This is a genomic window from Candidatus Regiella endosymbiont of Tuberolachnus salignus (genome assembly GCF_964020115.1).
Lineage (GTDB): Bacteria > Pseudomonadota > Gammaproteobacteria > Enterobacterales > Enterobacteriaceae > Regiella > Regiella insecticola.
Map to the genome: position 1 here is coordinate 2,813,092 of NZ_OZ026542.1, position 13,056 is coordinate 2,826,147.

Below are 13,056 nucleotides of genomic sequence, written 5' to 3' on the forward strand. Positions count from 1 at the left end.
GCCCTCGCCCGAATCACATAGTGATATCTACGCTCATCGGTCGCACGCCCTAGCAGCCGAAGGCAACTTCAAAGGCGAAGGGTATAACGCTGTTCCGTAGTAATTTCGAAATTTCTTGTAGAAAATGGCTCTTACAGCAAATCTAATCCTTTAAATCTAGAACCCTCCTGGCTTTTTCGCCATCTTTATTTTAAAGCCAAACTAACGATAAAAATCGATTCAATAGACCTTCGCCTTTCAAGTTACGGCGGCGTTGGCAGCGATCACTCATCCTCTGTCATGTACTACCTGTACACTCCTGGGATTCGATTGATTGCCACCTTGCCGTGACTCGAAATTCATTGGGTATGTTGTCGTTTCTTGATGCTGGTTGTTTATCAACTATATTTAATGATAAATCATGGAGTTGCCAAACATCCGCAGCCAATAACGCGGCGGCTTTAAAGGCGAAGGGTATAGAGTCCCTGTGTTTGTCATTAACACACGAAGCATATCATTTAAGGAGAGAATTATTATGCTGACAACAAAGCAAGATACCCCACCCCCGCAACAGACTGTTCTTTCCTCCGACCGCCTCAAAGCAATTTTTATCGGTATGCTACAACGCCCGGAACAACTCGGGACTACAATGGAAATCATCACTGCCCTGCTTCCACAGAGCAAACAAGCGCAGGTGCTGCAAGACCTTTTCATTTATAAAAATCAGCCAAATAATTTACTCTCTGTGCAATATGTCTCCAAAGAAGCTTATCAAAAACGGCTCGATCAATTGGCTATCTATCTGGCCACTATCATCAAAGTTTTGCTGTTACCACGGATACCTGAACAGGCGCTTGCGGAAATGATCGGCCAGATCGCGCCGTATTCCACTAGCGTAAAAATCGATGCGGCTAAAATTATTCTAAAATCGTTGGCAACCTTATTGAAAACCCCCTTAGTTCCTTTACATATCGAGTGCACCTTTGCGCCTAATGGGCAACAAAACGGGTGGAAAGTGAACCGAAATTTTGCCCAGGAAGATGTGGGCAGCACGATTGCAATACCTTTATTGGCAGGAAAAACCGCCTTTGCCCGTATCGATTTTGCCAAGGGGAATTTCAATTTACATTTATCAGGGGTTGACGCTGAGGCACTTTCTGAAGATTTCAGCGTTCAACCACGCTTTGGCACAGATAACTATCAAATACAGCTAAAAAAAAGTTTACAACAAAGCGTGGTAACCGCCGTCGGACAACAGATTAAATTTAAAGACGAGGCCGAAGGGATTCAATTTTCCGTTACCGTTGCCTCAATTGGCACAGGAGAAACCCCTTTTGTGCTGTTAGAAATGCCAACCTTTATTTCAATACAAAACAGCGCGACACAACAACAGGTAAATCTACCGACCAACATTCCTTTGCCTGCCAATATTGCGGTGCATCAAAGGGGAGAAAAAGCCACCTTCGGCCGTACTATTTACCAGTTTCCGACCGGAGATCGTTTATCCGACTTTAATAAACCCGATCCTCCTGCCGAAACGACCGAATCTTTGATAAAAAAAATAACCACTCAATTAAAACTGGAGCGGTTTTTGGCCGAAATTTTTGCAAAAAAAATCCAGGATCAAATTATCCCGAGTATGTTACAGCGTCACCTTTCCACCACCGCGCCAAAAATACGCGCCCTGCTTAAAAGACTGACAATGCTACTGCCACTTCATGTGCAAGTGTTATCGCTACAACAATGGGTCGATCAACAGGAAGAGCCGCAGTTAATACAGATCGAAGCTGTTTTTCAGCAAGCGATAGCCCAACTGCATGACAAAATTGATCAGGTGATAAGATCGCTCATTTTGCCAAAAATCAGTACGCCCTTGCTAAAAGAAAAGGTGAATGAGCATCAACTTGATTATGATAGCTATGAAATAGGCAAGCCTGCTCAATTTGTTGAGCAACAGGCCGATGCCATTATGCAAAAATTATTCACTAGCCTACTGAATGCTCCCGCTACTTCCCCGCAGAATGCGGTTCCCTCTGTCAGCCCAGTGACATCGCTCGGCCTGCAAATCACCGATCAACTGACATCGGAGCTAGCTATTTTTTATCAGCAAGTGACAACGCCCATTGCTCCAGCAATCGATGCCCTCCCCTCACAACAAGAAGAAATTACTGCGCCAGACATGACATTGGCAGCACGTTTAGAGCGTACCAGGAAGCTGGTTTCTCAACTGACTTTTTCACCTGAAAAGAGCCTTTTTTCGCTTGAGGCTAATCAGCGTGCCGATCTGCTCGATTTTTTTCACCGTGATGATGAGCTGGATATCAAAAGATTAATGTTAACCACAGTCAATGACATGGAATATTGGTTATGGAGTGTTCAGGTGCGTCAATTGAAGCAGCTGGGGGGCATACATTCTCAACTCAGTTCGTTAAGTGGGCAGCGAGCGTTGGAAAAAAGTGAAGCCTGGCAACGCAATCAAAAAACAGGTGAAATGGCGTTACAAAACGCGGGCATGAAAGCGGGGAGACTGCCTGACATTGAAGCACAAACCAGTGAGGCACTTCACGGTTTGTATATGGGGCATAGCTGGGCTGAAGCAGTGGCACTCGGCTTGATTTGGCTTGATGCACGCTCATCAGGAAATGCAAGACAGTTTTTCAGAGCACTGTTTTTTAACAGAATGCGAACTTATTCCGCTTCGCAAGCCACTTTAGCGAGGGAGTTACCTAAAACCTTCCATCAGTTAAAGAAAATGGGTATCAGTAAACGACCTGTTTTTACCCGCTCTGCCGTTTCTATTTTTACCGCGGGCGTGGGTGATTATGTGTTAAAAACAGCGCATCATGCGCTGATGCTATCTATTCGTGTTGAAAATGAGCAACATGCTTATTATTTGTATGATCCCCATATAGGGGAAGTACATCTTCGTGGGGTTTATGCCATAAAAACGGTCGAGGCACTCAAGGCGTTACTCGATGATTACCTGGAGGAGGAAAATGACCAGGTTAACAGCCAAACGCGCGCTCAACGTTATGGCGTGGACAAAGTCAATGGTCAATACGCCTTCGAGATTTACCAAATCGATCTCCTACAGGCAAGAGAGGCTTGGCCAGCGCTAAACGGGTTGCAAACTGTATTTGATCATTTTTCAGAAAATTTACAGCAATCGGCGGTGTCTTTGCCTGCTCATGATGTGGAGCTCGCGACTGAATTGCTGGATCAGATGAAGATAACCATTGAAGGTAATGCCATTAATGCCGCCGGGCTGGCTGATATTACCTTAACCTCAGGAATGCATTTTGATCTCGAACGACTTAATTACTATCTCACCCATTCCAGTAACAGCATCTCGACGGGGCAACCCTCTGCACCAGGGCAGCCCAGTGTGCCGGGGCAAACCAGCGCCGGGCAAAAAACAGTGCCACAACAAAACAGTGCATTGGGCGTTGAACATTTAGCCCCCAGCAGTAATCGTGTGCTCGCCGATAGCTCAGCCCCAACCAGAATCGCCATAGCGGTAGGTAGGCTAAATACCCAAGCGCCGGCCAACAAGTATCCGCATATTAATCGATTCAGCCATTATGGCGGATCAACCATGCAGGGATACGGTTACGCACGTGGCCTTTATGATCTAACAAAATATTTTGACATACTCGAAAATGAAAATTTATCAGATCAAAAGAAACAAGAAGCGCTATTTCGGCTAGAGATGTCAGCGGCTTCTTTACTCTCTAATTTCACTATTGATAGCACCCAGTATGGTTTGAATAAACTGGGAGAAAAATTGATTACAGGATCAAATGCCAGTAAAACCGGGGGATCAGCTGCCGTCAGCTCACCCTTGAAATCGTCATCGCTCAACGTTGGCCAAAAAATAGTGAGATTTGGTGGGCCGACATTAAGTGTCATTGGCAGTGGTTTCGATATTTACAATGCACAGGATTCGTTTTCCGCTTTATCCCATACCACTGACGCAAAGGAACGACAAGATTTAATTGTCAGTGGGTCACTCTCGCTTATCGGGGCAGCTGTGGGTATCGGCACCGCCATCGCTTGTGCATTAGGGGGAACCGCCGCCACAGTGGCAGGCCCGGTGGCACTGGCGGCAGGGCTGATACTGATTATCACCTCACAGCTTTATTCTTCAATACGTCAGATCGAAGAGCTGAAAAGACATGTCAATCTCACCTTCATGCAAACGTTGCACAGCGGCTGGTTGCTTTTCTGGAATCGGCCACTGGATGTGGCTATTTCAAATGAAGCAGGCTACCAACAGACATTAGATCAGGTACGTCAGCAGTACAATCACCAACAAGAGCAATACGCAAAACAATTCCTCAATCATGGCCGTAATGTCAGTACCCTTTATTACAGTCGTGGCCAAGTCACCCTACAAGCACATCCTTATAAGCAGTTGATGGGGCAACCGGCCACCCATACCCTAAACAGCCGGCATGTCGCCCCGATGATCTATTACACTGACAATCAGGTAATTAAAGACAACATTAGGCCTGAAGAAAGTGAAAGCGTGCATGAGAAATACCGTCAGCGTCGATATTTTAATCAAAAAGAGTTTATTAATACCTACCTGAAAGACAGTAGCTACCAATTTTATACGCCCAATGATCTACAGAGTATCGATGATAGCATTGATGCGAATAACGGTAGCGGTAATGCGGTGCAAGCACAATTTACCGGGCGGCGTCAGCAACAAGTCGCTCGACTTGTCGTTGATCAGGCAGGCAGTTCACTGGTGCTCAGTAGTACATTAAAGCTGGATACCGATGACTATAACGCTGTGATGGGGGATTTTAATGGCGATGGTCGTCTTGATATTGGCTACTTTGTCAACGCTACTTTAGATTGACCACTTTTTGCTACTTTAAAATGTCCAGTTTTTGCTAATTTTCCTGTTGGGTTTCTATTCCAGGCGCCTGGATAATATCAGTCGTTTTTATAGGCAACATGCCTGCTTTGCGTTTATTTTTGAGTCGATAGCTTTCTCCTTTAATATTCAATGTGGTTGAATGATGTAAAAGCCTGTCTAAAATCGCAGTTGCTAAAATGTGATCACCGAATACGTCCCCCCAATCAGTAAAACTTTTATTTGATGTGAGAATGATGCTCGCCTTTTCATAACGACGGCTCAATAACCTGAAAAATAGGCTAGCTTCTTCGCGATTCATCGGTAAATACCCGATTTCATCCAGTATTAATACCCTGGCATAGCACAGTTGCTGAAGTTGGCGTTCCAGACGGTTTTCTTGCTTTGCCTTCATTAAGGTACAGCAGAGTCTATCCAGAGGCATAAACAATACCCGATGCCCAGCTGTAGCTGCCTTGACAGCCAGCGCTATCGCCAAATGCGTTTTCCCTACCCCAGGTGGGCCTAACAAAATGACGTTTTCATGATGTTCGACAAACCTCAGCCCCGCCAGCTCGCGGATAATTTTCCTGTCTATACTTGGTTGGAAAGTAAAGTCAAATTGCTCCAAGGTTTTTATCCACGGCAAACGTGCTTGTTTTAACCGCGATTCCAAGCCTTTTTGGTGACGCCCGTTCCATTCCTGGGCTAATGCCTGCTGGAGAAATTCACGGTAGTTCAGTGCTTTCTTGGTGGCTTCTTCACATAAACTCTCCAACGCATCGCCCAGGTAATCCATTTTTAACCGTATCAACAAGTTTTCCATTTCCATCAGAGTAGCTCCTCATACACACTGAGCGAACGAGACGCTACTCGATTGACCTGTTGCCAAAGGGCTTGATGATGTTCTGGCACCTTTTGCCAGCCCTGCGTTACCTCCTGCAAGAGATGCGTCGCGAGCAGTTGCTCATCGCCGTAAATACGTAGCGTATTATCTAAACCGATACGAATATTAACCGCACGACCACACCAGAATGAAGGCACGCTATAGCGATTACCTCTGACATCGATATAGCTGTCCCATGCCACTTGTCGTAGGTCGAAGTAGCTGGTATCGAAATCAGTCGCAGGGAGTGGCATCAAGGCTATTTTTTCCTCAGCAAAACGATTTTCCGGTGTCTGCTTGAATTGACGAAGATGACGCTGGTCTGCCACTTTCGCCAGCCACATCGCTAGCAGTTGATTAACATGAGCGAAACTCTCAAACTGACGGTAGCGAGTGAAAAAATTGTGTTTAACATAGCCCACCATCCGTTCGGTTTTGCCTTTCGTTTGCGGTCGATAAGGCTTACAGGCGCGAGGGCTAAACCCATAGTGATTAGCCAGTTGCAGGAAGCCCGCATTGAACTCGATGTGGCCATTTTGTCCATGTTTGATAACAGCGGCTTTTTGGTTATCTACCAAGACATTTTTTACGCTGCCACCGAAGTAATTGAAGCTGCGAACCAGCGATTCATACGTGTGCTCAGCATCTTGCTTAGGGGCAGCAAAGACATGAAAGCGACGCGAAAAACCGAGCGTATTAACGGCAAAATTAACCGTACAGGCAGAGCCTGCCACCTCAACGATGATTTCTCCCCAATCGTGTTGAAGTTGATAACCGGGGAGGGTTTCAAAGCGTACCGTGTTTTTCGAGGCCCTGAGCGGACGTTTGGGATGTATATAACGTCGGAGCATCGCACTCCCACCCCGGTAGCCTTTTTCACGGATTTCCTCAAAAATAACCGCCGCATTCCAAACCTGTTCACTCAACCTTGAATCGATGTAGTCTTTAAAGGGCTCGAGTTTAGCAACCTGTTTTTTACCGCGTTTTGCTGTTGGCGGCGCAGGATAGCTAATGTGCCGTCTCACCGTCTTTTCTGAACACCCTATCTGATGGGCAATATCAACAATAAATGCCCCCTGTTGATGGCGTTGTTTTATCATGTAGTGGTCCTCTCTTCTTAGCATGCTTATTTCCCTCATGGCTTTGTCACCACAAAGGAAACTGCATTCTGGCTTGAGTGGACAAATTAAATTAGCAATTTACGGTCTTTTATCATTAGCGCTGACACAAGGCAGCTACAGCTGGGCATCGGGTATTGTTTATGCCTCTGGATAGACTCTGCTGTACCTTAATGAAGGCAAAGCAAGAAAACCGTCTGGAACGCCAACTTCAGCAACTGTGCTATGCCAGGGTATTAATACTGGATGAAATCGGGTATTTACCGATGAATCGCGAAGAAGCTAGCCTATTTTTCAGGTTATTGAGCCGTCGTTATGAAAAGGCGAGCATCATTCTCACATCAAATAAAAGTTTTACTGATTGGGGGGACGTATTCGGTGATCACATTTTAGCAACTGCGATTTTAGACAGGCTTTTACATCATTCAACCACATTGAATATTAAAGGAGAAAGCTATCGACTCAAAAATAAACGCAAAGCAGGCATGTTGCCTATAAAAACGACTGATATTATCCAGGCGCCTGGAATAGAAACCCAACAGGAAAATTAGCAAAAACTGGACATTTTAAAGTAGCAAAAAGTGGTCAATCTAAAGTAGCGTTGACAAGATCCTGCAGGAAATCTTTTCCCCGAGACCTTAATGTAATGCTTGAAACTCCCTTACCTACGGAGCGAGTAACAGGGTAAAAGCGAAAATCGTCGTTTTCGGCTCTGTATGGTGGCATCAAGGAAAAGAAGTGCGCATTTTTACCGCCCGTGCCGAAACACCCTGAAGAGGTGGAGGGTGGTACAACATTGGCTACAGGATAACGGTTTACCTTACCTTGCCGTAACCAACGTGAAATATAGCCAGATGACAGCACTCTAGGATGATAAAGCCATTCGGGGGGCAGTGCAGGGCGGGATTCCACTTTGCTGATATTTTATCCAAAAATAAGTTGACTGCGAAAATTGGCTGACCAGGCGGCTTTTCTACGTTTACTGGCAATGCTGTCTTGTTTGCCTTTATGTTGTTTAATCAGGCTCAAGGCAACACGATTGAAAAGAGCCATATGTGCGGCGCCCTCCGGCGCCTTTATTGAGAGTTCATCTTCTCTAAACACCACATCCAGAACCCAGGGTAGCAAATTGCTGTTTTACCTGTTCAAACAGTGTCTTTTGGTTGGCTTTAAGCTGCACGACAAAATCACCGTTGCGTTGCGTTGCGTTGCGTGATAAGTGATAACGTTGAGGTTTGGCAATGCAATGAATCGAGCGTCACAATCGCATTATCCAACGCTAATGCATCGATGATTTGACGAGCGAGTTCGCCTTCTTTGCCCTTACTGTTTGCTGCTTTTTGATAGAGCGTAATACCGGCGTCAACCTCATAGGCACTGACGGTATGTAAGGCGGTACAAATCTCTTCAGACCAGCTTCTGCGTAAGGTTTTACCGTCGAGTGCTATCAGCGTCCTACCCGTTCGCTCACGTCGTTCATTAATCCATGAAAGCAAGGTTTGAACCAGTAAATCCGTATCTAATGCATTGATAATATTAGCAATGCAATGGCCTCGTGGGAGGCCGTTTTGATAAGTGCCATACTTTTTTAGCCAATCGAGCTGAGCTTCGCCAAAATCCTGGATAGATTTCCATCCCGAGGCGCCACTTAACATCGCGGCAAAAACTAAGAAAATCACATCGATCAATTGGTACTTAATATTGATATCTTTACGCGGGTCGGGGAGCAGTGCTAATTGCTTAAACAGGCTCATCGTTAGGTATTCATTAGGATAAATACTCTTATGAGCATTCTGCCTACATAGAGTTCAAATTAAAGTGGGATCCCGCCCTGATTCGGGGGGGTGAAAAATACCGGCAAGCCTTGTTATGCCTGTGCGAGAATAGACTGCTTTTCGGCACAGAAAGGGAAGGTATTAATGGATTGTTGATCTTTTTTTATCTTCTAGCTCATTTGCTTAACGCTATATTGCCGTAGCATTGTTAACAACACTATATGAATCAACTTATTTGAAATAAAAATTTTAACAGTTTGCACGAAATTCTCCGTCCATAGCTAGCGAGCGTTAGCGAGTTAATTTGGGGGGAGATGGGATGTAGCCGCTTGGGTCGAGTTGTTCACTTAAATAGCTTAGCTCCTGCTTTTTTTGCGGCTTTTTGAAGTGCTTCGTCTAGAGTTGCAATCGGCCATCCTTCTCTTAGAGAAAGCTCTAAGTAGGAAGCATCATAAGCTGATAAATTATAGTTGCGTGCTAATTGCAAAGTATTCCCCATAGCATATAGGCATGTTGCTGGATCGACTTTTATGTGCATCTTTTGAAGCGTATGAATAAATTCTGAACTACGTGCTTCAGTCAATCCATATTTATTTTCCGCTCTTGCAATCACATTGGCAACTTCAAGACACCAAACACTAGGTACCAATACATTTCCATCCGTAATCGAGGTCAGAACATGCTCTGCGTACATCTTATCATTGGGCGAACCATCTCCAAAAAGCCATCGCATCGTAACTGAATTATCAAGAATAAAACACATTAATCCCGCCCCTGCTCGATTAACGCTTTAGTATCAAGGCCAAGCATGGGAGGATACGACTTCATAAATTGCTTCATGTGGATGATAGCTTCTGCAACCTCATTTTTTTGAGAGGTACCTGATGGTATTAAATCAGCAATCGCTTCACCCCTAAGAGTGATTGTGTAACGCTTACCCAATTGCACACCACGCAAAAGCTCCGGTAGTTTTGTTTTTGCTTCGTATGATCCAATTTCAATATTCATAACATAACTCCTTGCTTTGATCAGTCTAGTATACAGACTAGTCTTTAGTTATCAAGAATTACTACTCCCAACAATATGGAACCCCTGAAGAACCGATAATGAATGCTATATTTTGAGCTAATAGCGTTACATTTTTCAGTATCAAGGGTCAATTAGGGGCGACAAAACAAAATTTTTCTAGCGAGAAAGAGATTGGTCAAAGCAAATAAGCTGAATAATTGCGCCGTATTTTTAGCTAAGCCTTTGTAACGCACTTTTCTAAAGTTGAACTGGCATTTTAATACACGGAAGGGGTGTTCTACTTTAGCCCGGATTTTCGCGTTGAGACTTTGCTGATGCCGATGTTTTTCCCATACCTGCTGCTCCTGCCCGGGCAAGGGCAATACCCTCCGTCGGGGGATGTGCCAAGTGACCTGGCTAACCGGCATCACCATGAACAACCTCTTCTTGGCCGTGAAGAAGGTGATGAACTTGCGTCACATCGGCTACATTCGCCGAGGTTCCCACCAGGGAATGCACCAGCCCCTTCCGTTGCCGTATACAATGTAGTGGTCAAGTAAACCCAGACACATTTTTAAGACAAATTGATTACAGGTATAAGCTCAAATTCGATGGGTGAAAAATAAGCGAGTAGACTATGTGGTCTTCTACTATTGTAATAGGCTAAATAATCCAGCCCCTCTAACTTGGCATCATTACGGGTTTTAAGTATTTCATAATTCAAGTATTCATATTTCAAGCTCCGAAAAAAACGTTCTGTTGGTGCGTTATCCCAACCTTGCCCTTTACCACTCATACTGGCTTGCACACCCATCACTTGCAAATGGGCACGATACTGATGGCGGGTATATTGGCTGCCTCTATCTGAGTGATGGAGCAACCCTTTTGGAGGTTTTCTGCGCCAGTAAGCCATCTGGAGAGCTTGTACACACAGTGCTGTCTTCATGTGGGCTGCCATTGCCCAACCGATTATTTGGCGCGAGTATAAGTCCATCACCACCGCTAAATACATCCAGCCTTCATAAGTCCAAACATAGGTGATATCCGTTGTCCATACCTCCTCTCTCTGAGTAACGGTAAATTCCCGCGCCAACAGGTTGGGTACGATAGAATGATTATGAGCGCTGTCCGTTGTTATCTTATGGCGTTTTGGATAACGGGCAAAGGTAGGTCTTCTTTTGCTCACGAATAAACTGAAATCTTATCCGTTTTCTTTCGCAAAGAAGACCGCCGCTTTTTTTAATATTTCACGCTCCATTAACAAGTTATTGCGCTCTTTGCGCAGACGAAGTAATTCTTCACGCTCGGCCAAACTAAGACTCACCTGTTCAGAGCCTACCGGGGAAACTCCCCCCCTTTCAGCCTTGACCCAGCTTTTTATCGCTCTTAATGAAACCCCTAAACTCTCTGACGCTTGTTTGCACCTATACGCTTTTTACAGGACTCACTTTGCTGCGTCTTGTTTAAACTCCAGCGTAAATGTCAATGGCTTCTTTTTACTTTTCATTTTATACACCTCTGATTTGCAGTTTATTACAGCTCTTCAAAAGTGGCCGGAAACATTAGACCATTACACAATGCCTTGTGCTGCGGTGTTTGTGCCTGGGTAATGTCACGGATGGTCTTGAACCTCGCCTCTTTGAAAATGGCTAAATCCTTCTCACCATAAAGCCCGTGTTCATCCAGGCGCTCTTTGATTTGATAGACCACGTTCAGATCTTGTACGTCATCAATATGCGCTCCATCGTCATACAGTGAAAAGGCTTGACGAACATTCGCCGGATCATTCACAAAGTCGATGATAAAGACCTCGTCCTTGCCTGGAGCCATGCGATTCAGGCGAGAAAAGGTTTGAACAATTTCGACATGGTTAGCAATTTTTTTATCCACATACATAGCGACTAACCTGGGTTGGTCAAATCCGGTTTGGAACTTGTCGGCAACCAGCATCACCCGATATTCAGGGCGGTCAAAGGCAAAGCGTAAATCCTGACCTTGAACAGCAGGGTTCATGCTTTGTTCGGTAAATTCCTCATCTTCATTAACGATAAATACATCGTCTTTGAATGCTTCATCGTCATTGTGCATCACCTGTTTGCCCGCCACGACCGAATGCTTGGATTTGGCGCAAGTGTCACGGATTTATCAGGGCATTTATCAAATCACACTCTGTGCCCCGACGGGCAGCGGTCAATCGCCTATCCAGACTCTCGCTGACGATATCATCAGTGTGTTTGATCTGGGTACCACCTTAAGCGATAGCATTATCCGCTGCACCATCGTCAGCGTGCCCACGCTGTTTGCCGGCATCACCCATTGTACCACCTACAGTTTGCCTCTCAGTATGCGCTATCGGGCGCAGCGGATGTAAAAGCAACACATCCTGAATAATTTATCTTTAAATACCCTCTTATTATCTCAACACTCGGAGACGCCTTATGGGCTTTGCTTTACCCAATGGTGCCCAGGTTTACCTGGCATCAGCGTATGAAACCGCGCTGCCGTTTACCGCTATCAGCAATGCTGCTCCTGCGGTGCTCACGGTGGTGGGCAACAACAACATTAAAAAAGATGACATCGTTCATCTTGCATCGGACTGGACGGGACTCAATGAACGGGTGGCGCGTGTTTCTGCCGCCACCGTGACCAGTATCACACTGGAAGCGATTGATACCCGCCAGACTGCTCAATTTCCAGCCGGGGGTGGCATTGGTCAGCTGCGCAAAATAAAAACCTGGACAGAAATCCCGCAAATCAAAGACGTGTCCAGTACCGGTGGTGAGCAACAAACCGTTAGCCTGCAATTCTTATCCGATACCGTGCAACGCCATATCAACACCGTGAAAGCCCCGCGCACACTGACCTACACCTTGGGGCACGATGCTTCATTAGCAGTGTATCCGCTATTACGTGCCGCCGATCAGCATCAAGAGACAGTAGCAATGGCCATGTCAGTGCCGTTGGCCAAGGAAAAGCGTTACTGGTCAGCGACGCTGGCTTTTAACGAGGTACCGACGACCGAAGCCAATGCGGTGGAAACCGTCTCATTGGTGCTGAATATGCAGAGCCCCGCCATGACATTTTACAAAGTGACAGCATAAGGAGCCCCCATGTCAATTGAATTTACCTTGCAACCCCAACCCCGCTTTAAGGCCGATGTCGCAATTCCACGCGCCGGATTGGAAGCGGGCATCCTCACCTTTACCTTCAAGCACCTCCCCCTTAATGAGGTAGCGGCGATGGAAAAACGCAAAAACCAAACCGGACTCGATTTTGTCGAGAGCATTACCGACGCCTGGGCGCTTCCCGATGACTTCACCCGCGACAATTTGACCCGCTTGGCGAATAATTACCCGCAAGCGCTGGAAGCCATCATCACCACCTTTTACCGCGAGCTCCTGGGACAGCGCGAAAAAAACTGAGGGC

The 13,056-nt window shown here is 45.7% G+C and carries 12 protein-coding genes and 4 pseudogenes; 6 read left to right on the forward strand and 10 right to left on the reverse strand.

Annotation, left to right across the window (positions count from 1 at the left end):
- Positions 1–514: 514 nt before the first annotated feature.
- Positions 515–4,846, forward strand: coding sequence for a hypothetical protein (locus tag AACL30_RS14065; RefSeq protein WP_339057042.1), 4,332 nt, complete (start codon positions 515–517; stop codon positions 4,844–4,846).
- Between the two features lie 34 nt (positions 4,847–4,880).
- Here the strand turns inward: AACL30_RS14065 and istB are convergent, their stop codons facing one another.
- Positions 4,881–5,678: an IS21-like element helper ATPase IstB gene (istB, locus tag AACL30_RS14070; RefSeq protein WP_339058365.1), complete on the reverse strand. Its 798-nt coding sequence runs from the start codon at positions 5,676–5,678 to the stop codon at positions 4,881–4,883.
- Positions 5,675–6,853: an IS21 family transposase gene (istA, locus tag AACL30_RS14075; RefSeq protein ID WP_339056344.1), complete on the reverse strand. Its 1,179-nt coding sequence runs from the start codon at positions 6,851–6,853 to the stop codon at positions 5,675–5,677. The genes istB and istA overlap by 4 nt, the downstream gene beginning before the upstream one ends.
- Between istA and AACL30_RS14080 the strand changes: the two genes are divergently transcribed.
- Positions 6,852–7,004, forward strand: coding sequence for a hypothetical protein (locus AACL30_RS14080; RefSeq protein ID WP_339057043.1), 153 nt, complete (start codon positions 6,852–6,854; stop codon positions 7,002–7,004). The two genes, istA and AACL30_RS14080, sit on opposite strands and share 2 nt — an antisense overlap.
- Positions 6,958–7,398, forward strand: a pseudogene (locus AACL30_RS14085) (ATP-binding protein); the annotation flags it as partial. The gene AACL30_RS14080 and the pseudogene AACL30_RS14085, both read left to right, overlap by 47 nt.
- A gap of 373 nt (positions 7,399–7,771) precedes the next feature.
- On the opposite strand, the pseudogene AACL30_RS14090 reads toward AACL30_RS14085, so the two are convergent.
- From AACL30_RS14090 to AACL30_RS14120, 8 genes and pseudogenes are all read right to left on the reverse strand, one after another.
- Positions 7,772–8,601, reverse strand: a pseudogene (locus AACL30_RS14090) (ISAs1 family transposase).
- Between the two features lie 364 nt (positions 8,602–8,965).
- Positions 8,966–9,385 (reverse strand): type II toxin-antitoxin system VapC family toxin, encoded by a 420-nt coding sequence (locus tag AACL30_RS14095; RefSeq protein WP_339057044.1) that lies wholly within the window; start codon positions 9,383–9,385, stop codon positions 8,966–8,968.
- Positions 9,385–9,630 carry a hypothetical protein gene (locus AACL30_RS14100; protein ID WP_339057045.1) on the reverse strand — a complete coding sequence of 82 codons (246 nt, stop codon included), beginning with the start codon at positions 9,628–9,630 and terminating at the stop codon, positions 9,385–9,387. Before AACL30_RS14100 ends, AACL30_RS14095 begins: the two co-directional genes overlap by 1 nt.
- Before the next feature lie 152 nt (positions 9,631–9,782).
- The gene (locus tag AACL30_RS14105) at positions 9,783–10,064 is read right to left on the reverse strand and encodes a transposase (protein ID WP_339057046.1); all 282 of its coding nucleotides are present in this window, start codon (positions 10,062–10,064) and stop codon (positions 9,783–9,785) included.
- A pseudogene (locus AACL30_RS16600) lies at positions 10,051–10,155 on the reverse strand (IS5/IS1182 family transposase); the annotation flags it as partial. The pseudogene AACL30_RS16600 and the gene AACL30_RS14105, both read right to left, overlap by 14 nt.
- 49 nt (positions 10,156–10,204) lie before the next feature.
- Complete coding sequence (locus AACL30_RS14110; protein WP_339057047.1) at positions 10,205–10,816, reverse strand: IS3 family transposase; 612 nt, start codon at positions 10,814–10,816, stop codon at positions 10,205–10,207.
- Between the two features lie 15 nt (positions 10,817–10,831).
- On the reverse strand, positions 10,832–10,954 hold the full coding sequence (locus AACL30_RS14115) for a hypothetical protein (protein WP_339057048.1): 123 nt from the start codon (positions 10,952–10,954) through the stop codon (positions 10,832–10,834).
- Between the two features lie 251 nt (positions 10,955–11,205).
- Positions 11,206–11,745: pseudogene (locus AACL30_RS14120) on the reverse strand (type I restriction enzyme subunit R domain-containing protein); the annotation flags it as partial.
- Positions 11,746–11,761: 16 nt separating this feature from the next.
- Here AACL30_RS14120 and AACL30_RS14125 point away from each other — a divergent pair.
- The 3 genes from AACL30_RS14125 to AACL30_RS14135 all read left to right on the forward strand — a co-directional run bounded on the left by AACL30_RS14125 (position 11,762) and on the right by AACL30_RS14135 (position 13,052).
- Positions 11,762–12,001, forward strand: coding sequence for a phage tail terminator-like protein (locus AACL30_RS14125; RefSeq protein WP_339057049.1), 240 nt, complete (start codon positions 11,762–11,764; stop codon positions 11,999–12,001).
- Positions 12,002–12,068: 67 nt separating this feature from the next.
- Positions 12,069–12,731 carry a phage tail protein gene (locus AACL30_RS14130; RefSeq protein ID WP_339057050.1) on the forward strand — a complete coding sequence of 221 codons (663 nt, stop codon included), beginning with the start codon at positions 12,069–12,071 and terminating at the stop codon, positions 12,729–12,731.
- Between the two features lie 9 nt (positions 12,732–12,740).
- Positions 12,741–13,052, forward strand: coding sequence for a phage tail assembly chaperone (locus AACL30_RS14135; protein ID WP_339057051.1), 312 nt, complete (start codon positions 12,741–12,743; stop codon positions 13,050–13,052).
- Positions 13,053–13,056: the final 4 nt, after the last annotated feature.

What these genes read in the sequence shown, in the direction of transcription:
- istA (WP_339056344.1), bottom strand. Translation starts at nt 6,853, where the DNA reads ATGCTAAGAAGAGAGGACCACTACATGATAAAACAACGCCATCAACAG.
- AACL30_RS14065 (WP_339057042.1), top strand. Translation starts at nt 515, where the DNA reads ATGCTGACAACAAAGCAAGATACCCCACCCCCGCAACAGACTGTTCTT.
- AACL30_RS14100 (WP_339057045.1), bottom strand. Translation starts at nt 9,630, where the DNA reads ATGAATATTGAAATTGGATCATACGAAGCAAAAACAAAACTACCGGAG.
- AACL30_RS14130 (WP_339057050.1), top strand. Translation starts at nt 12,069, where the DNA reads ATGGGCTTTGCTTTACCCAATGGTGCCCAGGTTTACCTGGCATCAGCG.
- AACL30_RS14135 (WP_339057051.1), top strand. Translation starts at nt 12,741, where the DNA reads ATGTCAATTGAATTTACCTTGCAACCCCAACCCCGCTTTAAGGCCGAT.
- AACL30_RS14095 (WP_339057044.1), bottom strand. Translation starts at nt 9,385, where the DNA reads ATGTGTTTTATTCTTGATAATTCAGTTACGATGCGATGGCTTTTTGGA.
- AACL30_RS14080 (WP_339057043.1), top strand. Translation starts at nt 6,852, where the DNA reads ATGCTTATTTCCCTCATGGCTTTGTCACCACAAAGGAAACTGCATTCT.
- AACL30_RS14105 (WP_339057046.1), bottom strand. Translation starts at nt 10,064, where the DNA reads ATGGTGATGCCGGTTAGCCAGGTCACTTGGCACATCCCCCGACGGAGG.